The organism is Sulfitobacter sp. OXR-159 (genome assembly GCF_034377145.1).
In the GTDB taxonomy this organism is placed as follows: domain Bacteria; phylum Pseudomonadota; class Alphaproteobacteria; order Rhodobacterales; family Rhodobacteraceae; genus Sulfitobacter.
Genome location: NZ_CP139709.1, coordinates 124,558 through 150,874, shown reverse-complemented (window position 1 = coordinate 150,874; position 26,317 = coordinate 124,558). Strand labels below are relative to the sequence as shown.

Sequence of the window (26,317 nt, the reverse complement as noted above, 5' to 3'; positions counted from 1 at the left end):
CCCGCAAAAAAGACCCCGCCCTCCCCTTCTTCTTCCACGTTCACGCCAAGACCCGACAACGAACTCTAAACATAGAAAGACGCCCCCATGCCTAATCTCCCCACCCCCGCAGCCACACTGTTGATGACCACCTCTTTGAAAGGAGGCACCGGCAAAAGCCTCTTTGCTTGCGCGCTTCTTGATCACCTGCGCACCCAGGGCCACCCTACCGGCGCATATGACGGCGACGGCGCCATCGGAACGCTCTCGGCCATGCATGCGACCCGCGAGGGCGGCATGATGAGCGCGTCTCAGGATCCGTTGACGGGCGTCTTGGCCTACAATGTGCGCGAAGAAAGTCGTGACACGCTGATCCAGTCCGCTGAGCATCATAAAGGGACGAACCTGCATGATCTCGCCGGAGGGGCGCTCGCGGATCTCAAGCGTATCTTTGATGACCAGGGCGGCCTGGAAAACCTCTTCGCGGTTTTTGCAGACCTCAATATCTACCCCGTCTTTTGCCATCTCATCACCCCCGACAAGGCCACCGTTGAATCCGTCGCTGTCCATCTGGACATGATCGAGGGCCTGGGTGAGCTTGGTCGCATCGCCGGACATATTGCGATCCTGAACCAGCGCGGTCTGCTGCAGAAAGATGACTACCCCTTCTGGTATGGGATCAAACATAAAGACGGGCATGAAGCCGGCGGCAAGACCCGCGGCCGTCTCTTGGCCCAAGGCGGCGCGGAAATGGTCTTGCCGCATATGAATGAACGGACGCTCGCCCTTACGAAAAATCTCAACATGCCGTTCTCTGAGGCAATCCATACCCCCAAGCTCGATCTGGTCGACCGCCAGCGTATCCGTCAGTTCACGACCGCCTTCACAAACGCAATCACCCCCGAAGTGGGCGCGATCTTGGGGGTGCAAAATGCCTGACCGTCCCCATGATAGGCTCGATCATTTCTTGAACGCATACAGCTTGACCGACGCGCAGCGCGCTGACATCCGCGGCCGGGTTTATCACGCCGGCCATAATCCCGATGATCCTTTGGCAATTCTGACCGCTCAGGATGCGATCATGGAAGGGCGCGGCACCGAGGTTATGGCCGCTCTTGAAAAACTGCCGCGCCAGCTTGAAGGCGTAACCGCCACCCTGGCCAAAAAAATCACCGGCAAGGTCACCGCTGATATCAATAAACGCAATGCAGCGCTGCAGGCCGGGCTGAGCCAGCAGATGAACACCCTCATAGATGAGACCCTTAAGCGCTCAGCCGCAAGGGCTGACATCCGCAATCTCACGCGGGCCGCGCTACATATTGGGTTGATCTGCGTGATGCTCGGCGGGTTGGCGGGCCTGTTTGGCTACGCCCTCGGGAAACAAGAAGTGCATGATCTCGACCCGCAATATGCACATGTTCTTCCGCGCGCCGATGCCTCTACCTGGTTGGCCCTCATTGAAAGCAACCCGAACATCGACGACACCCTTTGGGAACATTGTCACAATGGCGGGCCCCAAAGCTATCTGGCCGAAGACAACCGCGCGGTCTGTGCCGTGCCCTTGTGGATGGCCCCGGAACGCCAGCACTCCAGCCCCAAGCCCCCCTATTTGACAACCCTTTCGAGCCTCATCCCTGCGCGGACCTCCACATGGGTACTGCTTTGCATCACCTTGTGCATCGGGGTGCTTCTTGGCGGAGCCACAAAAGGACGGACACCCTGGTTTAAATAGGAAGACCTGGACTAGCTTTTGGGGGCGCAGCGCTCGCCGGCGGGCGACGCGTAGCGAGCCGAGAGCACCTGATGAAACCATCCGGATCAAGGCAGACCAACCGCATCTCAAAAAAACTTGCGCCTCCTTCCTTGCGAAAAAATTGAGGGCCAGCAGGGCAAAATGGCGCCGCTTCAACACCTTAGGCCGCAATATCGCTTCCTGAAAAATGATAAGCCATTGAAAAGTATGTATTTTTCATGTTGCACCGTCGGCTTTTCGTCGGTTAACTCATTCTAAAGGGGCACAATCCCCTCGAAAAAATCCGCATCTTAACCCCTCCGCGCACCACGGTGACGGGCTCTTGGCCCGCGGCCGGCGCACGCCCGCATAAGAGAATGACAATGCCCGAGCATCTTGAAGACCTCGATGTTTTGATCTGGCTACCAGGTCAGCCCGAAGCGGTGCTTGCAGGTCAGGTGCGCTCTGAAGGTGCCTCGACATCATTCGTCTACGACCCCGGCTATCTCCTTCTGAAACACGCCATACCAATATTCCAAGCAGACCTGCCTCTCATCCATCGCAAACATTACCCGGCAGAACCGCACCAGCTTGCACCCAGTCTGAGAGACGCTCTGCCAGATAGATGGGGGCGTCGCGCCATTGCCGCCAAACTCAGCAATCCACCCAGGCCCAGGGTCCGCGAAGACGACCTTGATGACATCACCGTCATGCTTGGCTCGAACTCGGACCGCATCGGCGCCTTAGAATTCCAGCGCAAAGGCCACACCCTATCTCAAAGGGCCGATGACACAATCGCTCTGGGAGAACTGTTCCGCCTCTCGCAGCAGATTGAGCGGGGCGAAGCGATCTCACAAGACCTGATGCGCTTGATCCCGCACTGCGCATCCGTGGGCGGGGCCAGGCCAAAAGCCCTCTATACCCAAGCAGAAACCGGCAGAAAATATATCGCCAAATTCCCAGCCGAAGACGACACTTATCCGGTCATCGCCGGCGAATACATAGCGATGAGGCTGGCGGCCTTAGCAGGCCTCAACGTGGCACCGGTGGCAATCGCCAAACTGGGCAAGGTGGATGTTTTGCTCGTAGAGAGGTTCGACCGCAAGCCTCACCCTGACGGCAGCCAGACGCGCCGGGCCATGGTCAGCGCGCTGACATGGACCCAGGAAACGGAAATCTCTGCGCATCACATCTCCTATGGCGAACTGGCTCAAATTATCGAAACCCAATTCCGCGATCCACAGCGCGATCAGGTGGAAATGCTCAAAAGGCTCGCCTTCAATATCCTCGTCGGCAACTCAGACGATCATGCCCGAAACCACGCAGCGTTCACCAACGGACGGTCTCTCGAGTTGACACCAGCCTATGATATCGCGCCGCAACGCCGCACATCCCATGAAGCAGGGCAAGCGATGACACTGGCAAATGGCTCCCGCGCAGCGCAATTGCGAAACGCCGCCGCGATTGCCCCCTTGTTCGGCATCAGCAACAAGCAGTTCCGCCAAATCGTTGATCAACAGGTAGAAACGATAGTTGCGGCCTGGTCAGATGCCTGCGATGCGGCCTGTCTTGCACAAAAAGACCGAGACGCTTTTGCCGGAAGGCAAGTGTTCAACCCATATGCATTCGAAGGTTTTGGGCCGGTTCCCGAACTCCCTTCACCGCGCGCGTTCTAGTGGAAGCCTGTCATGTCTGTTCTTGTTCTCGCCGACCTACATCTTGATCGCTGGCTCAATGAGGGCCGCGATCCGTTTGCCGCCCTCGATCCCGATCTATTAGCCTCTCTTGATGCACTCTTCCTAGCAGGTGATGTTACCAACAAACCAAAAGTACGCTGGCCAAAAGCCTTTGTGCATATCGGAAAATACATCGATCTCAGACGTGTGCATGTCGTCCCAGGCAACCATGATTACTACGATTTTGTCCTCGATGATGAACCCAGGCTCGCCAAACTCTGCTTTGAGCATGGCCCCCATCTCGCACAAAAAGCAGTATATCTTAACGGGGACCTCAGAATCCTAAGCTGCACGCTGTGGACGGACTTCCAGCTGCATGGCGATCCGACCACAGCCATGAAGGTCGCGCAGACCACTATGAATGACTACCTATACATCCGCCTCAAAGATGCGGGATATCGGCGGATACGACCCCTAGATACGGCAAATATCCATTCAGACCATCGTATGTGGTTAGAGGAACAGTTGGCCGAGCCATTTGTCGGCCGGACAATGGTGGTCACCCACCATTGTCCGCACCCCGCTCTCGTTTCCAGCGCCCATCAAAATAGCGATCCAGCCTATGCCTCTGATTTGCGCTCTCTGATCGAAACCGCTCAGCCTGAGGCCTGGCTCTTCGGGCATACGCATGTCCGTGCGGAAGCGACTACCGGCCGGACCACCCTACGCAACGTCTCGCTTGGATACCCCCGCGAGGTGCAACCAGCAGAAGAGGCCAAGTTCCTCCTCAGGGGTCTTATTGACCTCAGATCTTCAGCAGGAGAGCCGAAATGATCAGCATGGCTGTTGCTGAACAACGGACCGGGCACCTGTTCACCTCCCCTGCGCCACCGAAAGGAGGGGGCTGTAAAGTGTTGGGAACGATCCCCCTACCCTATCAGGCTACCCACCCTCGCAAAGCGAGGCCCTATCCGATGCGGAGACGTGTAATTCAACATGCCAAGGAACGATCATGAGTTTTGTAAGCCGAACCCAAGAGATGGAGATCCAGTTCAGCAAAGAGAACCTCGTGCCTCAAAGGGTTCACGTATCCTCCCTTAACCGCAGGGAGATCGGCAGAACCGGCTATGGTCTTTATTTGTTCTACAAAGACAGCCCTCCACATTTCGTCTACTTAGGTCTGTCAGAAAATATCGTTGAAAGGATAATTCAACAGCGACGACTGCGGCAAAACTATAGCTACGTTCTAATTTATCGCCTTAGTGGCTATGTGGAGTTCGAAATTCTAAAAGAGCTAGAGATTCGTGCGCTGCGGCAAGCATGGAAGTGCTGGCCTTGGGCAAAGTGGAGCAACGAGAGAAGCCTCTGGGTCAAAGGCCACGATGCTTATAGCTACTCGGCAAACCCGGCCATGTCTATGCTTCTGCAAAGCATCCTCTTCGATGCCGAGGGATACATTGAAAGCGCCCGGCACTTCGACCCAACCCCTACCCGCCAGACAAGGGTCACACATCAGATCGGATCTGAAAGGGAAGATAGTTTTGCCATAGCGTCTTCGGCAGGCCGGGGGATAACAATTTTGAAAGGATCGCGACTGCCTAAGTCGATAAAGCGGCGTTCAGACATAGATGGACGCCTGTCGCGTAGTATGGATAAAGCCGTATCCCTCTGGCGCCTAGGAATTCTAGATCGCTGGAGATGGACGGTAAAACGCGATGACGGGATTTACTTTACCCAAGACTACCGCTGCAAAAGTCGAGCCGAAGCGGCTTCCATAATCAGCCTAAGCGACCGACCAGCAACCGACTGGAAGGTCCACAAAGGTTGATTCCGAGGGCGGTACCGAAATCGTCCGTAGCTTCCAAGACGCCATCGTCGCGACACCCGCAAGCTAAAGCCTAGGCGCGGCCCTGCAACGAGGCCGCACCGATCTGGACCTGCCACGCTTTAGTGCTGCCCCAAGTGCTCGTTTATGCCACTTTCCGTTCGAAAGCGATGGGGCTTTTCCAGCCCAGTGCTGAGTGCCTTCGGCGCGAATTGTAGGAGCTGTTGATATACTGGAAGATGGCCAGCTCTGCTTCTCGGCGGGTCTTCCACGACTTTCGCCGAATCAGTTCCGCCTTGATCGTTTTGAAGAAGGTTTCGTCCGCCGAGTTATCATAGCAGTTGCCTTTGCCGCTCATGGATACTTGGAAGCCGTGTTGACGCAGCAGTTTCTGATAATCGTGCGAACACTATTAGCTACCCCTGTCCGTGTGGTGAATGCAGCCCTTGGGCGGCGCTGCCGCAGGGCGACAGCCATCCTCAATGCCCGGATCGCCAAGTCACGTTTCATGCGATAGCTCACCGCCCAACCGATCACCCGCCGTGAATGCAGATCAAGAATGACAGTCAGGTAGAGCCACCCTTCACGCGTCCAGACATAGCCGATGTCACCGGCCCACTTCTGGTTTGGTTTATTGGCATGGAAGTCCCGGTTCAGCAGGTTTGGGGCGATGTTGGAGACGTGGTTGCTGTCGGTCGTCACCTTGTATCTCTTCGACCGTCAACCCGTATGCCATTCTCACGCATCAGCCGACCGACGCGACGGTGCCGAACGTTCCAGCCAAGCTCTTTCAGCTCTTCGGTCATTCGCGGCCTGTCGTAGCTGCCCAGGCTGAGGCGGGATTGTTCCTTGATGTGGGCCAGGACAACCATGTCAGTCCGTTGCCTTTGGCTGGCCGGGCGGCTGCGATATGCGCGCAGACTACGAGCGCTGACATCCAGAACCTGACAAAGGCGGTTGGTTGGGAATTCGCAGCCATGCTCTTCGATAAACCGGAACCACATGTTTTTTGGCTCGCGAAGAAGGCTGTGGCTTTTTTTAAGATATTCCTCTCCTCCTTGAGAATGGGGTTCTCACGGCGAAGTCGCTCATTCTCACGGGCAAGATCCAAGTTCTGGTCTGGCACAACATCAGTGTCACGATGCGCCGTAACCCATTTGTTCAAGGTCGATAGGCCAACCCCTAAATCCGATGCCACCTGCTTGCGTGTTAGGCCACTAGTCAGCGCGATCCGGGCCGCGTCAACTCGGAACTCGTTCGTTCGTTTCAGTCCCATAGTTCGTCTCCTTTGCTGCAATAAATGCTATCAAAGGAGCGGCATCAAACCGCGACACGCCCATTCCGCTTGTATCAGTTGCGCGGCGGCACCGTGATAGCCATCGCATCCGGGTATGTTTTCATCCGGGAAATGGTTGCGCTTTAGCTCACGGAATATCATTGATCTGCAGCGCTTCATGACGCGCGCCATCTCATCGACAGGCACCTTTGCATGCCTCCAGCGTTCTATCTCGCGTCGTTCTGTGATACTCAGTTGGCTGTAAACGGCTCCCATACCGATTCCTCCCGTTAGATAAACTACTGTTTTGTACAGAGAGTCGCACTTGAGGGTAGCGCGCGCCCGCTTGCCGTCCATTCGCCAATAACACGCGCGACCTATCATCACCCGATCCCCCCTTAACCGCTGCGGCTCCGAACGCGAAATCGCGGTCGCCATACGTTTCCTCGCCAGCGACCGCATCCTATGTCACCGGCCAGGTCGTTGCACCCGACGGCCGGTTCGACGCTACGGGCGTGGGCCTGCCTGCTTTGAGGGCTAACCGGCTACGCATAGGCGTGCTGTGAAGTTACAGTTTTCTCATCTCCCTTCCGCGGCCGCACCAAAATCAACGATTTGTAGATCGCCTGGCCACCTACGCTACCACTATGGCACTTCTGTGCCACTCAGATAAATCCGCCCGGCGCTGCCCCGTCGGACCATTTCCCGGTGGCGCAGCGCCAGTCTGCGAAGACAGCGTTAGCGCTCTTGCGATATCCCCTTCATCACGCGGGTCGAACCAAGGCGGCGCATCGCAGAAGATCACCGGCATCGCCTCGCTCCGAGGGCAAATCAATGGCGCACCCAACCGCTTCGCCTGAAGCGGTAGACTGCCAAAGCCCTAGTGCAGGCCCGCAAAGACAAATGCCAGCGCCCCTTAATAGAGCCCCCGTAGATCGCAGTCCGAGACTCGGCCGCGGGCTCTGACCCGATCCCCCGCATGCCGCTCGTATTTACCGTGTTTCAGATGATATCCGCGTGCTGAATGCGTTGGATGCGCTTCTGTGGGTAGAGCGGAACCACCGCCCCTTCACTCGCATCAGCACCGTCAGCCCCCATAGTGCCGCCCATTTGGCGGATTCCCCGAACCTCACGTTTGACCCGAACGGCATCCCTCACGCGGAACAATGGGTCAATTCCACTGACCCTTACTCCAAACTCTGTACTAGCCCCACCGCCGTCTGCGCGGGCACGACCCCGCTCGATTACCCCTGCCCTCATGCGCTTGACGGACGGCCCGCCGCACTGGCACATCCATGTCCTCGACCGCTTGCCCGAACCGTCGCCCGCGCGGGTCAGTATCATTTGGCACGGCGAGCCGGATTTCGACACTACTCTTGGCCCTTTCACCCATGCCGACATCGGTCTCGCCTCAAACCGCGATGAAACTGGGGAGCTCGGATCAAACGACCAACAGCAATCGCATCCTGCTCTACCGCCACCGTGGGCCGCCTACCCTCTTTCGAGATCGGCTCTTCCACCCGAGCATCCCCTCGGTCATCGGCTACAACAGCCCGCTTGACTTAGAACACAGCGATGTTTGGGAACGCACGCCCGAGGACGAGCCCGGATGGAAGGAGCTGGCTGAACGCCTGCCTAAGAACGGCGTGACGCCGCTAGATGTGACCTCTACGCCCCCGCCAAAGTAGAAAAGCCCCGCGTGGAAACAGTCCGGGCATTGGCCTGCAGAGCATAGTAATCGGTCTGGCGCGCAGCATTTCTCAACTCGGTATAGAGCGCCTCCGAGGTCAATAAATCGCTGCGAAACACCCGTCGGACCGATCTTTCATTGTCGTGAACATCCCGCCCATCGTTCCATGCCAAAACGAACGGTTCCGCGCGATTGCGCCGCGGCCCATCTCAACCGATCACAGCAACAGGCGGTTCGCTTTCATTACCATTGCGGGTGAAGGCCGCCTCGGCTTAATCCCCGGCTTGACCAAAACGCAATAGGCCGCACCCGTCGCGTAGCGCGCGGTGAAAACCGCTTGGAGCGTCCGCTTGGCATTAGCGAAATGGCTGTCCTGTACGCCGAGGTTTTGGCTGCCATCCTCCCCAGCAACGCCATCCATGCGGCTCGCCGTTCGACTCTAGATCGTTGAATTGCCTACATCACGCGGATCAAGCGCCGCTTGGCGCCACCCGTCGATTTGTTCGATACCGATATCTGAGCGCACCCGGTTCCAGCAAAAAGCCACCGGAAAGCCGATAGGGGCCCGGTTACGGCATACCGCAGAAGCGATTAATGCTGACCCTCAGCATCTGAACAACCCCTCGACACCCGTGGTTGTTATCCTGCCGCCAGCAATCTTTACGATGCGGGGCCGGTAAATCACGCCGGGCGGGCAGGGGGATCACATTCCCACTTTTCAGTACCACCGCCGAATCGCCAGCAGATGCGACCTCACACCGCGCGTCGTATGAGGGAGAGCTGCTGTATCACCGGGTGTTACATCGAACCTTCCACGATGTGGCTGGTCAATCCGTTGTGGTGTCTTTAGGAAACATAGCGAATAAGCATCGCCGTCTTCTTTGATAACCGAGAATTTGAACTTCTGATGCGCGGATCAACCACATCGCAAAACAGCCCGCGCCGCGGCATAGGGCAAGAGGTTTCGCGTGCGAAACCTAGTCGATCAATGGGGTTAGGGGAGGTTTCGCGCGCGAAACCTCCCTCCAGGGGGTTTAGATTTCCGCGAGCAGATACTTGATCCGGTCCATGATCAGCTCGATCATTTCTTCGTTCACATGCGGGCCTCGAATGCGAATGGCATAGCCATCCTCGGTGCGAACCCGCTCCATTGTGAGGTCATTGGCCAAGCTCACCGGCCTAGGCCGCTCCACACTTTTCCGAGGGCGTCCGCCGCGCTTGTGATCGGAGTCGGCACCCTCGACAACCTCGATCAACGGTTCTAACACCGCCCATTCATCCTCCGCGGTGGCAACGGCGTGCGTTTCCAGCGCCGACCGCATCCCCTCGCTCTGCCCCGCGCGCAGAACAGTCGCAATGCGCAGACACTGACGCTCGCTCAGCTCAGGGCCGAAACGCAGCATGTCACCCAGTTCTTCATGCACAAGAGCAAAGGATCGAATCTTCGACCGCTTCGCCTTACTGGCGGAGGAAAACAACGTCGCGACGGCCTCATCTATGGTGGAAAAAACCCCATCATGGACCGTGATCGCCGCAGCGCGACCGCGTTCATACTGGCTGAGCCCAGTCCGGACCTCATTCTCCTCGATCATAGACACGATCGCATCGGCCAGCGTATCCGGTTTGCGCACGAAGGCCAAAATTGTCTGATGCCGTTCACCCCCAGAAAGCGCGTTCAATTCGCGCATAGCGGCAAGCCTCCTGAAGCCCGAGATCAGCGCGTATTTCCCAGCGGCCTCGGGATTCGGCGGTTCGAAAACCTCAATTGGCAGGCGAAGCCCATGGTCCGCAATTGACCGCCGAAGTTCGGCCAGATCCTCTTCGTCCATTTTCAAACGGTCGCGACTAAGGGCATCGGCAGTAATCTCGTGCAACGGCACTTCGGTCAGGACAAGGCCCTTTTCCCGGGCGAGCCGGAGCGCCTTTGCATCTGCTTTGTCCCGCGCATTTTCCTCGCGGAGATGTTGGGGTAGGGGGTCTTTATGCCAGGCCGCATCCGCCGCCACATCCGCGATTGGCGCACGGGTCCCGATCTGAGAGGTTTCGCGCGCGAAACCCTCTTCGATCTCTTTAAGCGCCTCTGCCGAGGGGACCTCAAGCTGTCTGCGTTTTGCCATTCTCGGCCTCCTTCCGCTCTTGATCATCGCGCCACCAGGCGCCGAGCAAAACCTCTTTAAACTCGGCGTAGGTCCGGTCAAAGGTCTCTCGCCCGCGGGTATAGGTTTCGCGGTTAAAATCCCGATAATCAGCCTCGTAAATCCCGTTTACACTTTCCCCGGCCTGCCCGACCATCGCCGTGAACTCCTGCCGGTATGTATTTGTCATATCGCCGAAATAAGCTTGGATCACATTTGCCAGATCGGTCTGCTGGCTGGCATCGAAGCGCGTGATGATCGCTCGCACGACGTCCCATTCAAACTTCATCTCAGGCAAACCTTCACGCCGCCGCGCTGCGTTTTCACCCTCTTCAATTGAAGCGAAGGTGGAATAGAGCATATCGAAGAAACGACCGGTGGAATCGAACTCTAAAAACGAGGCGCCTAATGGCACCATAATGATATCGGCCGCGGCCAAAGCATTGATCGTCAGATAGCCAAGGGCAGGGGGCGTATCGAGCAGGATGATGTCATATTCATCTAAGGCGCCACCCGAATCCAGCGCCGAGGACAGCGCATCCCAAAGAGCCCAGTGCCGAAGAGCCATCCGCCAAACAGGAATTTGGAATTCGGCCCAATATAGGTTGAGCTGAGCCCCGATGAGATCAATGTTAGGCCAATGGGTCTTTTGAACGACGTCCTTGAGCGAGATCGTCATCGCCTCGGTCAGGGTTTCGTCCATTGGCATTTCGGGCTCTGCGGCGGCAGCACGGACGCGGTTTTCGGCTTGGAACTGCAATGCATAATCGCGCGCTAGGAGCGGAAAAATCGTCTGCCATTCGTCTTGAACCTGTCCACCCATGATAGAAGTCATCGAACCTTGGGAATCGAGATCCACGACAAGCACCTTGTAGCCGTCCAAGGCAGCCGACATTGCAAGGTGCGCCGCCGTCGAGGTCTTACCCACACCCCCCTTAAAATTAGCCACGGCGACCACCTTTGCGGGCAGCCCTTTGGGGCGGTAGGGGCGGTATTCTTTGGTGCTGACACCCTCTTCGGAGAAGTGTTTTCGCAGCGTAAGGATTTCTTCGAGGCTGAAGCGCTTGGCGTTCCCGGCCCCCTCACCTTGCGGGAGTTCGGGGTGCTTGTTTAGCACTCTGCGCAGATGAGCGGGGGCCACGGGGATGAGGTAGCGGCAAATCTCCCATGTCGAAAATTTTCGAAGCTTTTTCTGCCCGTCCGGGGCATAACCCCGTTTAGCAAGATCCGCCCTGCCGCGCCCGGCGAAAGCAGCGGCTTTGGCGAATCGGGCGGTGTCCACCGGATCGCTGAGCTTTGCCGCTGCGGCTTCGGGATCGAGATTGAAATAGGGGGGCAGGGGGGTGCCCGACTTCTTATCCATGTTGCGATGCCTCGGTCAGATCATCAATATTCGGTGTTATCATGCTAGTTATCGCACATCTTTTCGGAAATGGGAATTAGTAAGGCATACCGTACATATTGCGAGTGTTTGGGTAGTTTCGCGTGCGAAACTACCCTCTTCCATACCAAATTCTTGCTGAGAACAGCTCACATAGTTTGTTATTCTTTATTCGATTTAGAGTCTTTGTGTCCACTTATCTATTTATTATCAATGCTCTATAACTATACAGGTACCGATTTACAGGTCTATTGGTACCTGCTTACAGGTTCGCTAGTACCCGTATGCAGTAAAACGGGTTCCGATTCGCAGGGGGAGGGGGACCGTTCGTCGGGAGGGTCGCTTCTAAGCGTTTTTCGGGCTTCCGGACCCTTGTAATTTCCGATTGGCCCATGTGCATCAGGTAGATTTTCTGTAAGGAACCCGTTTCCGGGATGCCTCTGCCCTGGAAACGGGTCCCCATTGATAGATTGAGATCGGGCACCTTTTGCGCAATAATGGAGGGAGTTCACCTGAGAGCGCGAAGCGTCGGGGCGGTGACAGCAAAGCAGAGGCCGAGATGAGCAGCATCCCCCATAATAAATTGACCGGCGCGCTCCGCCGACAGTCGGTGAAGAAGAACGTGGCGGCGATCCATGTCTCTGGAAAGCTGACGCTATTACAGCGGAAGCTGAGCAATGTTCTTCTGCTCAATGCCTACGATACGTTGGTGACGCGCAACAAACATCAGATCGATGCGCGGACCCTGTGCCTGATGGTGGGCTATAACTCTAACGACATGGATACGTTGAAACAGTCCCTTCGCAGTTTGGCTGAGACCACGGCGGAATGGGATATGTTGGACGCTAACGGGCGGCAAGAATGGGGTGTTTCGGCGCTTTTGTCTTATGCGAAACTGTCGGCAGGGGTCTGTGAATACGCCTATTCCCCCGCTTTGGCGGAGAAACTGCACGATCCTAAGGTTTTCGCGCTGATCAATCTGAACATCCAGCGGCGTTTCACTTCTGGACATGCGCTGGCGCTCTACGAGAACTGCTATCGATTTCTGCGCACCGGATCGACGGGGTGGTGGCCGATCGATCTGTTTCGCCGACTCATGGGGGTCGAGGGCAGTGCTTATTACGAAAGTTTCAAGCATTTGAATGCTAAGATCATCAAGCCAGCCGTGGCGGAGGTGAACAAGACCTCGAATATCCTGATCACGCCCGAGCTGCATAAGATGGGGCGGCAGGTCAGTGAGATCCGGTTTCTTATCAAAGAGAACCCGCAACTTGCGATGCTCGACATCGATGATGGGGAAGGGCTGCGGCAGGGGGCCGTCTATTTAGCACTGATGGATTTGGGCGTGTCAGACCGTTTGGCGCGGCAATGGATTTCCGAACATGGTGAGGACTATGTCTCAGAAAAGATTTCCTATTTAAAGGGCAGGGGGGGCGTCGACAGCCCGGTCGGATATCTAAGGGCTGCGCTTCAGAATGACTATAAGTCAGAAAAATCCGCGGCACCTTCGCCCAAGGTCAAAGCCGCAGCGGTGCTGCGCAAGGCGCAAGCGGCGCGGAACAATGCGGCGGAGGAAGAGCGCGCGCAGGTGGTTGAAGAAGAACGCAAAGCGCGGGCGGCGATCATGGCGCGGGTGCAGGAGATTGCCGATTCCCGCTCGCCCACACAGCGGGATGCGGACCGGAAGCTGTTCTTGGCCTGGTTAAGCGATGAGCTTTTGAAATCCGAGTTCTCTCGGCTGGGATGGAAAGCGGCGCTCTGTGCGTCGGAAATGCAGGCGTTCTGGGAGGATTTGATCCCAGACGCTTTCTCGGAAAAGACAACGCCTGGCGATTAAGACTGCTTTTTCCTGGGCGCAGCAATCACCTTCCGGGGGGCATTGGAAACTGACGGGTAGAAAATAAAAGCATGACGCGCTACTAAATTATCCGGATCATAGTCGCCGACCGTGCCTCTTGGCAGTGACATATACGCACGATATGGTTGCGTTGCGGGCGTTCACCGCCAGCTATTCCAGGGCCGGCCATTTGGTATTCCATCCCTATGCTGAAGATGGCATTTAAAACTTGGTGCGGTAGGATACCCCACCTGACATGGCATCCGAAAAAACGACAGGCTGCAGTACTGAGGCTAGATAAGCCTCTTTGCAGTGCGTGCCGAAGTCGGCCGGCCCAACCGACCGATAGTTTTCGTCACACAAATGCGTACAGCTATGCCGAGATTGCAGGCACAGCCGGAGAAAATCGTAACCCTGTCCATGAGGGCATTTACCTCATAGCACCATTTGTTTCCGTTCACGGCCTTATACCATTAACCTTAGAAGCAGGCATATTTTCGAAATCGACGGTTGTCGGCGATGCCAGCGTTTGTCACGCCGCTATAGATATGCTCGCCTCCCTTGCGGAAAATGCTATTCTTGTAAAGTCCCAGTTGCTATTCTACAGGTTCAGAGGGACCTGAAAATTCAGATAGGCGGAATGGAATGTCGAAAAAGATCTTGTTAGTTTCTTCAATGTTTGCAACCTTTGGGGCATCGGTATTTGCGCAAAGTGAAGCGGTTATGGCACCGCAGCCTTCGCTTCCCAGCCCAAGTATGCAGTTAGCCTTTCCTACGGTAGCAGGCGCACCCTCCGCGGTCGCACCAAAATCTGGGAGCGGTTTTGTAGGGCTGACCTACGCAACGCCGCGGGGCGGAGTATCCGGCGCGGGTGGCGACGGGGACTTTGTTGCAGGCTATAGTGTGGGCAGCCCCCTTGAGAACCTAAGTCTGACGTTCGGGTTGGCCTTGACGGGCCTTGATCCTTTGGGCGACGCCGGTTCGCTCAGTCTCTCTGCCTCTCGCCTCGCGCATGTGGGCGAGAGTTCTGCTACTTTTGTCGGCGCAACCGTCTCCAACCTTGCAGCATGGGGGGTGAATTCAAACCGGTCTGAACAGTTTACCGTCTACGCATCCCATATCTTGGCCGTAGATAGGGGTAATGTGGAAGTCCCGCTCCAATTTGTGGTTGGGTATGGGACTGATAATACTCGACAGTCCGACGGTATCACGGTTGAGGATGGCGCCTTTGCGGGTGTTGGAGTAGGGGTCACTTCGAATATGAGTGCTAGTATGTCCTTTACCGAAACCCAAATGAACCTCGGCGCGTCATTCAATATTCCGGATTCGACCATCAGTACATCGCTAAATCTTCTTGACGTAACTGACAACACCAACCGTCAGCAGGTGACTCTGTCCGTCGCCTACGGGTTTTGAGATTCATATAAGGGTAAGCAAAATGATTAAAAGAATTCTGGTATCCGCGACGGTGTCCTTGGTTTCCGCCAATAGTTCGTTTGCGGGGGATACCGTAACGATTACAGCGCCTGGTGGGGCGGGGCAAACAATTGGGCCGGGTGTGATCGCAGCAGCAATCACCCGTGCCACGAGTGTGCCTGTCAGCAGCGTTTCAAGCTTAACTCCCAGTGGGGAGATTACTGTGGTGGCAGGGGGTACTACCTATGTGGTGACATCTGGCTACATTGCGACGCTGCTCGCCTATTACGAATAATGTCTTGGTGGTTGCGGAAGATAGAGTCATCTTAGGTTCCTCTCCAGGCTTTCCTCATACCACTCGGAAACTTCTTCAGCTTGATCTTCGCCTCAAGCTGAAGACGAGCCTATAGTATCAAATGAACAAACGGCCCGCTCGGTCACGAAAATTAGTTTATGTAATAACGCGAATAAGCTTTATAACTATCTCCATAACCATAGCGCTTTAACTTGTTCCGGTCTATCTGGCTGAGGATCAAGCCGCTCGGTGTGAGATTAACACTTTCTAAGGATTTTAACCCATCCAAAACTTGGCGGTGGGTAACGCTGTCCCATTGAACGGAATAGATGATCGCGTCAGCAAGCTGGCCGAGGACACGCGCGTCCGGGACGACTAGCACCGGCGGAGAATCAATAATGATATAATCGTAATAGTTGCGCAAATCCTGGATAAATTCGCGAAATGTATTCGAAGAAAACAGATCAGCTGCATTCACACGTGACTTTTGGCCGTACAGAATATCGGCATTCAGTCCTTCATCATATACTATTGCGTCTTTCAAAGAGATATCGCCAGCCATTACGGATAAGAAGCCGTGGGGGTGGGTATGAGAGAAATACTCGGAAAGCACCCGTCGCCTCAGGTCTCCTTCGATAAGAAGTACTTTGGCCCCTAGACCTGCGAAGTTCTGGGCCAAGGCAATAGATTGAGTAGTCTTCCCTTCACCCGGAACCGATGACGTCGACATGATCACCTTCGGCGGCGTATCAATGTTTGCAAGGAGAAGGGAGGTTCGCAAGTTTCGGACAGATTCGGCCGCTGCCGAGTTCGGTTTCCGTGTAAAGTACTCTAGTACATTCCTCCGCGCCTTCACTGAGATCTTAGGGATCTGGCCGATCACAGAATATCCCGTTTTGGCTTCGAGGTCCTCTGGTGTACGGAATGTGTTTTGCGCCATTTCTCTAAACAACACTGCAGCAGCGCCTACAATTAACCCTAGAATGAGAGAGAGTGCCAACACGCGCTTCTTTTGGGGTGCGGAGGGGGCAGGAGGAACGACAGCCCGACTCAGGAGGCGGCTATCGGCCTGTTGAATACCTTGCTGAATGCTGGTTTCCTTGAGTCGGCTCAAGAAGGCTTCATAAAGAAGACGGCTGGCCTCCACTTCGCGCTGCAACTGTTCCAATGTCACCAACTCTTGGGACTGATTATCGATGCGTGATGTGACATCAGCGATAGACGCTTCAATGGCGGCTAGCTGCGACTGCGCACGGGCCGTTTCCAGTTCCGCTTGAGCAATGAGTGCCTCTCTCCGCAAGCTAAAAGCCTCCAGGCCGCCCTCTTGTCCTTCTTCTATCCGCGACAAGGCCTGATCGAGAAGTGTGTCTTGGGCAACTTCGGCAAAGGCGGCTGGATCGCCCGCTTCTGCAGCTTTCCGCAATCTTTCTAAATTTGACCCTGTTGCGTCTGCTTGGGCTGCGAGCATTAAACGCCGATCCCTAAGGTCTTTTACTTGCCGATTAAGCGCTGCGAGTGCATCTGCATTTATAAGATCGGTATTAGTGGAAAAGTTCTTCAGCTCCGCTTGAGCCGATTCCAATTCTATCTGTAAACCACTGACTCTTTCACTAAGCCAAGCTGTAGCCGCTTCTGTCTTCTCAAATTTCACAGAAATTTGGTTCTCTATGTAAAGTTCGGCTAGCCGGTTCGCGATCAAGGCAGATTTTGTCGGATCTTGCGTTGTTGCTGTTAACTCAAAAACGAAACTTTGGCGCAGATTAGAGACAGAGAGGGCGCCAAGAACTGCGTTGATGGTCCTGTCGAGCGTAGCTCTTTCGGAAACGACAGAAGAAGGCTCTTGGGCACCAAATATTCCTCGTATAGCTCCAACAATCATGCCAATCGAAAACCGAGGACTGGGCTGAAGGCTGCTGTTGAACTCTGGATCGTCAAGCAGATCCAAATCCAATACCAACGTCTCAATCAAGCCCCGTGAACGAAGAACCTCGACCTCGGTATTAATTGTCGATTGATCGCCGCCAAGTCCGGTAACGACGCTCTCGATATCCATCACTTGCTCTTGCCTGCTTTCAAGAGCTACGGCAGATTTAGCTGTGTAGACCGGGACCGCGATCCCATAGGCATAGAAACCTCCAAGACAGAGCGCAACAAATCCACAGAGGGCGATCCACAATTTGCCCCGCCATAGAGTTTGTAGCAGGTTGCCGAGGTCAATTTCATCGCCGTCGGTATGCTCATTGGCGGGGCGACCTGATGCGCTGGTGATCTGCTTCATGCTGTCTATGGGTAACCGTTATCAACTGCGTTGGCGTCTCCTACCCCCAAACACTTTCCAATGCCACCTTCTAATGAGACCCAAGCGCGACCTCGCTTGATACCAGGGTTAGGGTAGGGTGCAAATTAAGGGTAGAAATCACCCTGTTTTGGGGAGAGGGCCCATTCCCGCCGCATTTGATTGCCGCTACCTAGCCCTAGCGCATTCCTCGCTGATAGGAACGTAAAGGATATACAACCCGAGATGTATCACTCGTGCGTTTTTCCCACACGGCATTACTGGCGTTAATCCGCTTGGGGGCACTTGCTAAAAGGTGCCGGGAATGGCAATCAGCATGCGTTGGGACAACAATGTTGGAACAGGGCGGTGTGTGGCCCACTGATGTTTCTGCAGCGTAGCGTCAGATTTCTGTGTAGGGACAACTACAAGTTTTGGTGTTTGCCTCCGGAGGCGGGTAGATGGTTCAGATTGAAAAAACTGAGATGCCAAACTCTTGTACCATGACGTGATCTCTCTAAAGTATGTCGTTGTTTAATGTTATTCTCAGGCGCTTTGGCCCTTTGCGTCGATTTTCAGAGTACTAAGGTTTTGTTTTGATGTACGAGTTCCTGATATTCGGTATTGTCTTTCTTATTAGTATGGCATCGAGCATAGTCTTCATTGCGCGCCCGAATCTGCTCATGTCGTCTGAGCATATGCTGCGTGATCTGTCTGCACCTCAAGCCCAACATACACGTCCAACCCCGCGCGTGGGGGGTATTGGAATTATTTTGGGCCTTGGTGTGGGCTGCGCGTTTTACAACAACGACATCGGGCGTGACCTTCTTCTTGCCCTTGCGGCAGGTGCAGTTGTGTTCTGGGCGGGGCTGCTTGAAGATGTTTACCGGAATGTTAGTCCCCGGAATCGGCTCTTCGCGGCTTTCGTCGCTGCGACCCTTGGGATCGCCCTCACTGGGTCTCTTGTACCCGACTTAGGCCTAACCGAGGGAGCGTTGTTGGAATTGGTCGTCCCTGCCATCGTGATCACTCTGCTTTGGTCTGCTGGCACATGCCATGCATTAAATTTGTTGGACGGGTTGAATGGGCTTTCGGCGCTCTATTCTATGGCCGCGTCCATAGGATTTGTTGCGATTGCGGGTCACACTGGGGATACGGATATCCAGGTTGTGGCGGGGCTCCTGGCGGTTTCGATCTTTGGCTTTTTTATCTTGAACTGGCCGTTCGGGCGCATTTTCCTGGGAGATGCGGGAGCTTACGGTATCGGCCATATTATAGCCTGGCTTGGGATTGTTCTTGTTGCCCGGAACCCCTCTGTGGCTGGCATGGCGGTTTTGCTGTTGCTCTTTTGGCCGGTCTGCGACACGCTTCTTTCGATCGTGCGCCGGCGCGCCACCCGCCGCGCAACCGGCCAACCGGATCGGCTGCATTTTCACCATATCGCCGTACGAACGGTCGCCATGTTGAAGGGGCGCCGGGGGCGGTTCGATAATTCTATTGCAAGCCTACTCCTTGTGCCATTTTTCTCGACCCCGATCGCCGTTGGAGTCCTGCTGTGGGATCAACCCATCATGGCAACTATTGCATTGGCATGCTTCATTCTGCTTTTCGTAGTGACCTACATGTCCGGAGTAAAATTTTTCCCCGCCCGACGATTGCGTCGGGCCCGCTATTTTGGCAGTGGATCACTCGGCAAGAAACGGTCAAGCCTTCAGGTGTCACCGTTGTCTGGTACCTATGTTCGGGAAAGCGAAGTTCTAAATGTTAAGATTTTTCGAGCGTCTAGCCAAGGCAATTGGACACTGCAAGCCTCCGCTGCGGACGATGAGAACGTGCCCTACGAGGGTACCTTCCGAACGGATGTTGAAGCATACGATAGATTCCTCAAGAAAGGCTAGCGACTTCCGCATATGGGCCCCCGGCATATGATGTAGCTAGCTAAATTTGTTGATCTGATTACGGTGGAGCGACGTCCGGACGTCGCGCCCCATAAGGTCTAGCAGCACGCCGACTCTTTCGGAGTCTGGGAGGTGGTCAATCTGCGTGATGAAATCGGCAAAGGGGCCTGACAGGATCCGGATTTGGTCTCCAACTTGAAGATCGTCTGCAGGTTTCACAAGCTCATCTGGCCCACAGCGGGCCTGAAGGCCCGCCATCAGGCCTTGCGGCAGCGGGCGCGGGCGGCGTGGATCCTGTAAGAGAAGCCGCGCAATGCCGCGGGTACTGTTAATGGCAGTCCAGCCAGCGGCAGCTGGATCGAATTGGACAAAAAGATAACCTGGAAATAAGGGTTGGCGCTTCTGTACGAGACGGCCCTGATGCAGTCGGGTGCCCATACGTTCCGGGGAAAAACTTTCAAACCTCTGACGACGCAAGTGGACGCGTGCTTGTGCCAGCCCATTCGGGCGAATCTGCGCTACGAACCAGCCCATTTTAGGCGCATCCGACATTATTGGTCCTTTATCCGGAAGTACCATGCGTGGGTACAATGACAGGCGCGGTCACCAGTAGCCGAGTATGGACTGGGCTTAACTTACATGCAGTGCTGAAGGAATGTCGCCAGGCTAGGCTTCCCATGTTTGGGCAAATTTTTGCTACCTTAGCTCTGATAGGGGGGGGGAGACCCGATCAATGCCCCCCCAGAAATCATTTTCAGGCCCCTATCAGAAAAGCGTAGCGTAAAAGAGCGTCAATTCACAGAGCCAGCAACACTGGTCAGCAGAGATGGGGTGATCTGAGTAATGACGCGGTTCCACCGAGTAACAGGCTGTTCCGCGACGAAGATAACATCGTCGGGACGCAGCTCCATACGGGTGGCAAGGATGAGTTCCGCCGCATTTTTAGCATTTAGTTTAAAAGCGGTTACCTCTCCGCTGGAGCCTTGCGATCCTCGAAGGACATAGATTTGGGTTGGATTTCCAGTTCGCGTATCAAATCCGCCGTGGGAATAGAGCGCGTCGGCTAGGGAAGCGGTCCGGCCGAAAGGCAATGTGAACCGGCCCGGTTGGCTCACTTCACCAGTTAGATAGGTATAGTCGCGCGCAATAGCATCATTGTCCAATTGCGCCTCGAAGTTTGACCGGCTCTCTTCGAGCGCAGCCCGGCGCAGGGTCACCTCCGCTTGAAGTTCCGCAAGGGCCTGGACGCGTGCCTGCTGACGGAACTGGCGCAACGTGATCTGTTCTGCAAAATAAGCCTGCGCACGGTCCAGCTGATATTCGGTATCGACAAAGATACTGTCGCCAGCAACGAGCCGTGTTTTTTGCAGGTCGGGAGACTCCAAATAGCTTTCCAGCGGGATCTGATAGAGATCGCCTTGGCGGTAGAGACGGATGGAGGCATATTCTAGATCAGGTGTTTGGATGCCGTCAGCTGTTGCGATGGCTTGATCCAGCGTGAGGGGGGTGAGGGTGATCGGAATAACAGTCGCGGTTCCAACCGCACCGCCGATGGAGACTCGTTTTGAGTTGAATTCAGCAATTTCGAGGCTGAAGGAGGGGTCAATCTGAGCTTCCAGTAGGCGTTGGAACAGAGCTGCTTCAGCGTCCTCGAGGGTCAAGCCAGCAACAGTGACGCGCCCGACATCCGGAATCGCAATCGCGCCGTCGTCTTGAACGGTATAGCCTTGGCGCCGATTTTGTGCGGCCAATAGGCCACTCAGTTCCTCTACAGTGCTGCCCCCACTCCGAGAGGCCAACAAAAGCACATCGCCAACACCAATATCATAGGTGGTACGGGGTGGCGTAGGGGGCACGCGGAGCGCCAGTTCGGCTGGGCGGGTCTGAATCTCTGAGACTGGCGCAGGAGTAGGGCTGGTCCCGCTCAAGGCACCCGCGCCGCCGGCGTTCTGGAAAAAGGCCGCAGGGAGCTGCTTAGGGGCATAGGGGGCGCGGTTTGCCGCTGATACGACATCTGATGTCAAAGGGACAATGCGTACCTTGCCGTCGTCCTCGGAAACTATTGGCGAAATATACGCCACACCGCAGCCGGTAACGATGGATAAGAGTGAGATGGCGATCAGACGTCTAAACATGGACAAACCTTTGGCAAACATGCGGCGAATGAGATGTGCAATTGTTATGGGGCGGTTGTTGGCGTCTATACGCTCTGTCACCGGCGCCCCGTCAAAGCGACTCTCTGAAACTCTAGTTGCGTTTAACATCCCTAGACCGACGGTAGGACACAACCCGACCGGCTGATCCTAACGGCTTGTTTTAAACTTTATGCTGTTTTTGCAACAGGTTTTGGCGCGCGGCTCAAGTGGTCAAGAAGCTACAAAGGGGGGCCAGCGTAGTGAACGAGACCTGTTGCGACCGCCGTACCGTCAGACCATCGCCCATCTAGTTTTGCTTGATTGTGAGAGTGCCCATCAAAGGGTGTATGCAGCCGATCGGCTAGCGCGTTCTGGTACGCCTAGGCGGCGGCCAAAGCAAAAACTGACATTTGAGGGGCGACTGTCGGCAATTCTAAGCCAAGGCCACGCTCTGTAGTATTTTAATATGGCCTATTGCTCGCAGTCCGGCTACCCCACGCCTCGAGTATCTCTATAGCAGCCGTCATCTTTCCGGGACAAACCTTGCTACCCCGCATTTTATCGCAGTTGGACCCGAGGCGCCGTTCGCCGCCTGTGCCTGTCAATTCGGCGCGCATACGCCCGGATAGAGCTCTTTTCGCGATCGGGGATACGCATGGGTGTGTCGCCCAGCTCACACAGATGTTCGCCCGTTTGGATGAGGTGGCTCGAGGCGATGAGATCTGCGTTTTTCTGGGGGATTATGTCGATCGTGGCCCTCAGTCCCGGGAAGTTTTGCTTCTGCTTTACAAGCTGAGCCAATCGACGCCGGAGCGAGTGATCTGTTTGATGGGCAATCACGAGCGCATGTTGTTAGACTTTATTGACGATCCTGCTGGTGTGGGGGCGGGGTGGTTGCACAATGGTGGCGTGGAAACCTTAAGCAGCTTCGGTATCGAGGTCCCAAAAGATGCCATCCAATCAGGCGCGACCGTCGACCTCGCGCAAAGGCTGGAAAAAGCACTGCCCAAAGGTTTGCAGGAGTGGCTTCGTACTCTGCCCAGACAGTGGTCAACGGGCAATATACACTGTGTGCATGCGGCTATGTCGCCCAAACGCCCCCCGGATGATCAACGTGGTACGGTTTTGCTTTGGGGCCATCCTGACTTTTTAACAACGCCTCGCTCTGACGATAATATTGTGGTTCACGGCCATACCGTCGTCCGGCAGGCCGGCATGAGCGGGAACCGGATAGCCGTGGATACCGGTGCTCATCTGACGGGACGATTGACGGCCGCACATATCACGCTGGGACAATGTCGCTTTATAGAGGTGCGTTCATAAGCAACGCATGGCTAGCGCCTTAAACTTGGTCTTTCAATCGCTCCAGCATATCTGTATGCGTTCATCTGTGAACGCTGCGGTCGTTCACCTCTGGAGCTGCACCTTGCATGCTCCGGTGCGGTAGCCGTGGCGCAATGAGATAATGACCAAACCTAATGACGACGATATTCGCTTCCGTGTCATGCGGGCGCTCGAAGCCAATCCCAAACTTTCACAGCGGGGCTTGGCTCAGACGCTTGGTATCAGTCTGGGAATGGTCAATTACTGCCTGAAAGGATTGGTCGAGAAGGGCCAAGTGAAAGTCAGCAATTTTCGCGCCTCGGGCAACAAGCTGCGCTACGCCTATGTGCTCACGCCCCGCGGGGTGTTCGAGCGCGCGCGGCTGACCAAGAATTTTCTCCAAAGGCGTATGGCGGAGCATGAAGCATTGCGGGCGGAGATCGCGGCCTTGCAGGAAGAACTGGGTGCAGAGAACGCGGGGCAGGGGACACGTCGTGAGTAGCGCAGCACAAACCCCCGATAGTTTGCGTTATTGCGGGTTTGGCCTCAGTGCTAATGTCCAATTGTGCTGAAACCAGATCGATAAAAACTCCTGCGAAGCAGCGATATAAATAAGCTAGCGCCTAGCCTCAGGCGGGTGACACCTGACGGAAATTACGAACTTGCATCAAGAATTAGTGGAACGCGAACAAAGTGGGGCAAATAGCATCTGCGCATCCCTGCACGTAATGCTGACAGTGAATGCAGCTTGGAATGTTTGGAATTTCCGCCGGCCCGTGGTGAAAGCACTGCTCGAGGCAGGCCACCGCGTCACGATCCTCGCCCCTGAGGGGGAGAGGGTCGAAGACCTGCTGGCCATGGGATGCCGCTTCGTTCCACTTGAGATGAACGTCAAAGGGCTCAATCCCCTTCACGACTATAGATTGATGCAGCGCTTCAAACGAATTTTTCGCACGGAAGCGCCGGATGTGGTGCTGAGCTATACTATTAAGAACAACCTCTTTGGCGCTATGGCAGCCCGGGCTTGCGGCATTCCCTTTATACCAAATGTCACAGGTCTCGGAACGGCATTCTTGTCGGGCGGCGCCCTGCAGCGGCTTGCTGAATTTCTCTATCGCCGGGCTTTCCGGGGTCTGAAAACCGTGTTCTTCCAAAATACCGATGATCGCAATCTATTTATAGTGCGTCAGCTGGTCACGGCTGAACAGGCAACTATCCTCCCCGGCTCGGGCATAGACCTGGAGGACTTCCCTGCTGCTCCCTATCCTGCGGGCGAAAACGAAACACGGTTCCTGCTGATTGCTCGCCTGCTCAGAGACAAGGGTATTCATGAATATATCGATGCGGCGCGGCGGCTTAAGGTAAAAGGTATTCCGGCGCGCTTTCAGCTGCTCGGTGCCGCAGATTCGGAAAACCGGACCGCAATCAGCCGGGAGACACTGGCTGTTTGGGAGGCCGAGGGCGTCGTGGAATATCTTGGAACAACATCGGATGTTCGGCCTCATATCGCCCAAGCCCATTGCATTGTTCTGCCTTCTTACCGGGAAGGTGCGCCGCGCACCTTGATCGAGGCAGCAAGCATGGCGCGTCCGTTGATTGCCACTGACGTGCCTGGGTGCCGCTCTGTAGTTGAAAACGGGAACAACGGCTATCTCTGCACGGCAAAAAGTGGAGAGAGCCTTGCCGAAGTCTGTCAGCGTTTTGTCGACCTGCCGGAGACGGCAAAGCGTTCCATGGGACAGGCGGCGCGGAAAAAGATGGTGGCTGAGTTTGACCAAGCCATTGTTGTTGACGCTTATGAGCGAGCCATCACTGGACTGACGAGCACTAGTTCCTCTCTTCGATAACTCAAATCCGTCTAAGCTGCTGCGCTTGGCCTGCCAAGATCGTAGCCGCTTAAGATCGCACAAATCAGCAACCCGGGTAAAAGGCGTTATGCCTAAATCCTGACGGCGAAACGGGGAGTCGAAAAGCAGCGCTCACATCGCGGTTTCTCCGGCTTATGCTACAACAATACGGGGCGTTTGAGGAGTAAATTGATGCGCTGCAGAGCGAAACGGAACTGGGACCCGAGCCAGCGCGCTGTCCACGTAAATGAATTAACTGAACTAATTGATCTGAATTGAAGGCAGTTTAACAATGAAAATTGCAATGATTGGCGCAGGCTACGTTGGGCTTGTTTCCGGTGTATGCTTTTCCGATTTTGGTCATGACGTCGTATGCGTCGACACCTCAGCGGAAAAAATAGCCAAGCTGAACGCAGGCGAAGTTCCGATCTACGAACCTGGTCTTGATGTTGTCATGGCCCGCAACGTTGCCTCGGGGCGCCTACAATTTTCCACTGATACTGCCGCCGCCGTGAACGGTGCTGATGCGGTATTTATCGCAGTTGGCACACCGACGAGGCGCGGGGACGGACATGCTGATCTAACCTATGTAATGGCTGCTGCAGAAAATGTCGCGCGCGCTCTTACCGAATATGCTGTGGTTGTGACCAAATCAACGGTTCCGGTCGGTACCAATCGGCGTGTGGCCGATGTGATCCGGCAAACGCGTCCAGACGCCGATTTTGACGTAGCCTCGAACCCCGAATTCCTGCGTGAAGGCGCCGCAATTGAGGACTTCATGAAACCTGACCGCGTTGTCGTTGGTGTCGAAACCGATCGCGCCAAACAGGTTATGGGAGAGATCTACCGGCCGTTGTTCTTGCGGGATTTTCCGATCATCTACACTGATTTGGAAAGTGCCGAGTTGATCAAATATGCGGCTAACGCATTCCTTGCTACAAAGATTAGTTTCATCAACGAGATCGCAGCGCTCTGTGAGCGCGTGAGCGCTGACGTAAAGTCTGTTGCCAAAGGCATGGGAATGGACGGACGCATCGGAAACAAATTTCTTCATGCGGGCCCCGGATACGGCGGATCGTGCTTTCCAAAAGACACGTCTGCTCTTGCGCGCATCGGACAAGAGCACGGGATGCCCATGCGGATCACGGAAACCGTCATCTTGGTAAATGATGCAGTCAAGCGGCGTATGCTCGATAAGGTAATGGAATTATGTGACGGCACCGTGAACGGCAAGCAGATCCTTGTTCTCGGCGTGACCTTCAAACCGAACACGGACGACATGCGAGATGCGCCAGCTCTCACGATCGTTCCTGCGCTTGTCGGCGCTGGCGCAAAGGTTCGCATCGTCGATCCGCAAGGCAAACGCGAAGGCGAAGATTCGCTCCCAGGTGCATCCTGGCACGAGGATCCCTATGAGGCCGCTATCGATGCTGAGGCGATAATCATTCTAACCGAATGGAATGAATTCCGGGCGCTGGATCTCAGCCGCTTGGCAGACGCAATGGCGTCACCAAAACTAGCAGATTTGCGTAACATTTACGAAGAAGCGGACGCAGTCGCGGCCGGGTTTAGCGCCTACGTGAGTGTTGGGCGATGA

The 26,317-nt window shown here is 55.3% G+C and carries 21 protein-coding genes and 2 pseudogenes; 15 read left to right on the top strand and 8 right to left on the bottom strand.

Annotated features, from left to right (window positions below; translation table 11 throughout):
- The first annotated feature begins 87 nt into the window (after positions 1-87).
- From T8A63_RS19755 to T8A63_RS19735, 5 genes are all read left to right on the top strand, one after another.
- On the top strand, positions 88-918 hold the full coding sequence (locus T8A63_RS19755) for a hypothetical protein (protein ID WP_322346186.1): 831 nt from the start codon (positions 88-90) through the stop codon (positions 916-918).
- Positions 911-1,711: a hypothetical protein gene (locus T8A63_RS19750; RefSeq protein ID WP_322346185.1), complete on the top strand. Its 801-nt coding sequence runs from the start codon at positions 911-913 to the stop codon at positions 1,709-1,711. The genes T8A63_RS19755 and T8A63_RS19750 overlap by 8 nt, the downstream gene beginning before the upstream one ends.
- A gap of 383 nt (positions 1,712-2,094) precedes the next feature.
- Positions 2,095-3,387 (top strand): type II toxin-antitoxin system HipA family toxin, encoded by a 1,293-nt coding sequence (locus T8A63_RS19745; protein ID WP_322346183.1) that lies wholly within the window; start codon positions 2,095-2,097, stop codon positions 3,385-3,387.
- Between the two features lie 12 nt (positions 3,388-3,399).
- Complete coding sequence (locus T8A63_RS19740; protein ID WP_322346182.1) at positions 3,400-4,221, top strand: metallophosphoesterase; 822 nt, start codon at positions 3,400-3,402, stop codon at positions 4,219-4,221.
- Between the two features lie 178 nt (positions 4,222-4,399).
- Complete coding sequence (locus tag T8A63_RS19735) at positions 4,400-5,215, top strand: hypothetical protein (RefSeq protein ID WP_322346181.1); 816 nt, start codon at positions 4,400-4,402, stop codon at positions 5,213-5,215.
- A gap of 142 nt (positions 5,216-5,357) precedes the next feature.
- Here T8A63_RS19735 and T8A63_RS19730 read toward each other — a convergent pair.
- Positions 5,358-6,488 (bottom strand): annotated as a pseudogene (locus tag T8A63_RS19730) (IS3 family transposase).
- 30 nt (positions 6,489-6,518) lie between these two features.
- Positions 6,519-6,764 (bottom strand): helix-turn-helix domain-containing protein, encoded by a 246-nt coding sequence (locus T8A63_RS22445; RefSeq protein ID WP_416153258.1) that lies wholly within the window; start codon positions 6,762-6,764, stop codon positions 6,519-6,521.
- 69 nt (positions 6,765-6,833) lie between these two features.
- Here T8A63_RS22445 and T8A63_RS19725 point away from each other — a divergent pair.
- Together T8A63_RS19725 and T8A63_RS19720 are read left to right on the top strand one after the other, a co-directional pair.
- Positions 6,834-7,054 (top strand): annotated as a pseudogene (locus T8A63_RS19725) (SDR family oxidoreductase); the annotation flags it as partial.
- A gap of 825 nt (positions 7,055-7,879) precedes the next feature.
- Positions 7,880-8,176, top strand: coding sequence for a hypothetical protein (locus T8A63_RS19720; RefSeq protein ID WP_322346179.1), 297 nt, complete (start codon positions 7,880-7,882; stop codon positions 8,174-8,176).
- A gap of 219 nt (positions 8,177-8,395) precedes the next feature.
- Here the strand turns inward: T8A63_RS19720 and T8A63_RS19715 are convergent, their stop codons facing one another.
- The 3 genes from T8A63_RS19715 to T8A63_RS19705 form a co-directional block, all read right to left on the bottom strand.
- A complete protein-coding gene (locus tag T8A63_RS19715) occupies positions 8,396-8,599 on the bottom strand; it encodes a hypothetical protein (RefSeq protein WP_322346178.1) in 204 nt (67 codons plus the stop codon).
- Between the two features lie 613 nt (positions 8,600-9,212).
- A complete protein-coding gene (locus tag T8A63_RS19710; RefSeq protein ID WP_322346175.1) occupies positions 9,213-10,295 on the bottom strand; it encodes a ParB/RepB/Spo0J family partition protein in 1,083 nt (360 codons plus the stop codon).
- Entirely contained in the window at positions 10,273-11,676 is a 1,404-nt protein-coding gene (locus tag T8A63_RS19705) for an AAA family ATPase (protein ID WP_322346174.1), read from the bottom strand. The genes T8A63_RS19710 and T8A63_RS19705 overlap by 23 nt, the downstream gene beginning before the upstream one ends.
- Before the next feature lie 577 nt (positions 11,677-12,253).
- Between T8A63_RS19705 and T8A63_RS19700 the strand changes: the two genes are divergently transcribed.
- From T8A63_RS19700 to T8A63_RS19690, 3 genes are all read left to right on the top strand, one after another.
- Complete coding sequence (locus tag T8A63_RS19700; RefSeq protein WP_322346172.1) at positions 12,254-13,531, top strand: replication initiation protein; 1,278 nt, start codon at positions 12,254-12,256, stop codon at positions 13,529-13,531.
- Between the two features lie 645 nt (positions 13,532-14,176).
- Positions 14,177-14,947 (top strand): hypothetical protein, encoded by a 771-nt coding sequence (locus T8A63_RS19695; RefSeq protein ID WP_322346170.1) that lies wholly within the window; start codon positions 14,177-14,179, stop codon positions 14,945-14,947.
- 22 nt (positions 14,948-14,969) lie between these two features.
- Positions 14,970-15,242 (top strand): hypothetical protein, encoded by a 273-nt coding sequence (locus T8A63_RS19690; RefSeq protein ID WP_322346168.1) that lies wholly within the window; start codon positions 14,970-14,972, stop codon positions 15,240-15,242.
- A 151-nt stretch (positions 15,243-15,393) separates the two neighbouring features.
- Here T8A63_RS19690 and T8A63_RS19685 read toward each other — a convergent pair whose 3' ends face one another.
- Positions 15,394-17,520: a GumC family protein gene (locus T8A63_RS19685; protein WP_322346166.1), complete on the bottom strand. Its 2,127-nt coding sequence runs from the start codon at positions 17,518-17,520 to the stop codon at positions 15,394-15,396.
- A 596-nt stretch (positions 17,521-18,116) separates the two neighbouring features.
- Between T8A63_RS19685 and T8A63_RS19680 the strand changes: the two genes are divergently transcribed.
- Positions 18,117-19,415, top strand: a complete 1,299-nt coding sequence (locus T8A63_RS19680) for a hypothetical protein (protein WP_322346164.1) — start codon at positions 18,117-18,119, stop codon at positions 19,413-19,415.
- Positions 19,416-19,451: 36 nt separating this feature from the next.
- On the opposite strand, the gene nusG is transcribed toward T8A63_RS19680, so the two are convergent.
- Both nusG and T8A63_RS19670 read right to left on the bottom strand, forming a co-directional pair.
- A complete protein-coding gene (nusG, locus tag T8A63_RS19675) occupies positions 19,452-19,967 on the bottom strand; it encodes a transcription termination/antitermination protein NusG (RefSeq protein ID WP_322346162.1) in 516 nt (171 codons plus the stop codon).
- 239 nt (positions 19,968-20,206) lie between these two features.
- Complete coding sequence (locus tag T8A63_RS19670) at positions 20,207-21,550, bottom strand: polysaccharide biosynthesis/export family protein (protein ID WP_416153261.1); 1,344 nt, start codon at positions 21,548-21,550, stop codon at positions 20,207-20,209.
- Between the two features lie 681 nt (positions 21,551-22,231).
- On the opposite strand from T8A63_RS19670, the gene T8A63_RS19665 reads away from it, so the two are divergent.
- The 4 genes from T8A63_RS19665 (at position 22,232) to T8A63_RS19650 (ending at position 26,317) form a co-directional block, all read left to right on the top strand.
- Positions 22,232-22,873, top strand: coding sequence for a metallophosphoesterase family protein (locus T8A63_RS19665; protein ID WP_322346160.1), 642 nt, complete (start codon positions 22,232-22,234; stop codon positions 22,871-22,873).
- Between the two features lie 142 nt (positions 22,874-23,015).
- On the top strand, positions 23,016-23,375 hold the full coding sequence (locus tag T8A63_RS19660; RefSeq protein WP_322346158.1) for a MarR family EPS-associated transcriptional regulator: 360 nt from the start codon (positions 23,016-23,018) through the stop codon (positions 23,373-23,375).
- Between the two features lie 160 nt (positions 23,376-23,535).
- The gene (locus T8A63_RS19655; protein ID WP_322346156.1) at positions 23,536-24,720 is read left to right on the top strand and encodes a glycosyltransferase family 4 protein; all 1,185 of its coding nucleotides are present in this window, start codon (positions 23,536-23,538) and stop codon (positions 24,718-24,720) included.
- 292 nt (positions 24,721-25,012) lie between these two features.
- A complete protein-coding gene (locus T8A63_RS19650; RefSeq protein ID WP_322346155.1) occupies positions 25,013-26,317 on the top strand; it encodes a UDP-glucose/GDP-mannose dehydrogenase family protein in 1,305 nt (434 codons plus the stop codon).

Bases quoted from the DNA above. Each gene is read 5' to 3' on its own strand.
- T8A63_RS19755 (WP_322346186.1), top strand. From the start codon at position 88: ATGCCTAATCTCCCCACCCCCGCAGCCACACTGTTGATGACCACCTCT.
- T8A63_RS19750 (WP_322346185.1), top strand. From the start codon at position 911: ATGCCTGACCGTCCCCATGATAGGCTCGATCATTTCTTGAACGCATAC.
- T8A63_RS19745 (WP_322346183.1), top strand. From the start codon at position 2,095: ATGCCCGAGCATCTTGAAGACCTCGATGTTTTGATCTGGCTACCAGGT.
- T8A63_RS19740 (WP_322346182.1), top strand. From the start codon at position 3,400: ATGTCTGTTCTTGTTCTCGCCGACCTACATCTTGATCGCTGGCTCAAT.
- T8A63_RS19735 (WP_322346181.1), top strand. From the start codon at position 4,400: ATGAGTTTTGTAAGCCGAACCCAAGAGATGGAGATCCAGTTCAGCAAA.
- T8A63_RS22445 (WP_416153258.1), bottom strand. From the start codon at position 6,764: ATGGGAGCCGTTTACAGCCAACTGAGTATCACAGAACGACGCGAGATA.
- T8A63_RS19720 (WP_322346179.1), top strand. From the start codon at position 7,880: ATGCCGACATCGGTCTCGCCTCAAACCGCGATGAAACTGGGGAGCTCG.
- T8A63_RS19715 (WP_322346178.1), bottom strand. From the start codon at position 8,599: ATGGATGGCGTTGCTGGGGAGGATGGCAGCCAAAACCTCGGCGTACAG.
- T8A63_RS19710 (WP_322346175.1), bottom strand. From the start codon at position 10,295: ATGGCAAAACGCAGACAGCTTGAGGTCCCCTCGGCAGAGGCGCTTAAA.
- T8A63_RS19705 (WP_322346174.1), bottom strand. From the start codon at position 11,676: ATGGATAAGAAGTCGGGCACCCCCCTGCCCCCCTATTTCAATCTCGAT.
- T8A63_RS19700 (WP_322346172.1), top strand. From the start codon at position 12,254: ATGAGCAGCATCCCCCATAATAAATTGACCGGCGCGCTCCGCCGACAG.
- T8A63_RS19695 (WP_322346170.1), top strand. From the start codon at position 14,177: ATGTCGAAAAAGATCTTGTTAGTTTCTTCAATGTTTGCAACCTTTGGG.
- T8A63_RS19690 (WP_322346168.1), top strand. From the start codon at position 14,970: ATGATTAAAAGAATTCTGGTATCCGCGACGGTGTCCTTGGTTTCCGCC.
- T8A63_RS19685 (WP_322346166.1), bottom strand. From the start codon at position 17,520: ATGAAGCAGATCACCAGCGCATCAGGTCGCCCCGCCAATGAGCATACC.
- T8A63_RS19680 (WP_322346164.1), top strand. From the start codon at position 18,117: ATGTACGAGTTCCTGATATTCGGTATTGTCTTTCTTATTAGTATGGCA.
- nusG (WP_322346162.1), bottom strand. From the start codon at position 19,967: ATGTCGGATGCGCCTAAAATGGGCTGGTTCGTAGCGCAGATTCGCCCG.
- T8A63_RS19670 (WP_416153261.1), bottom strand. From the start codon at position 21,550: ATGTTTAGACGTCTGATCGCCATCTCACTCTTATCCATCGTTACCGGC.
- T8A63_RS19665 (WP_322346160.1), top strand. From the start codon at position 22,232: ATGTTCGCCCGTTTGGATGAGGTGGCTCGAGGCGATGAGATCTGCGTT.
- T8A63_RS19660 (WP_322346158.1), top strand. From the start codon at position 23,016: ATGACCAAACCTAATGACGACGATATTCGCTTCCGTGTCATGCGGGCG.
- T8A63_RS19650 (WP_322346155.1), top strand. From the start codon at position 25,013: ATGAAAATTGCAATGATTGGCGCAGGCTACGTTGGGCTTGTTTCCGGT.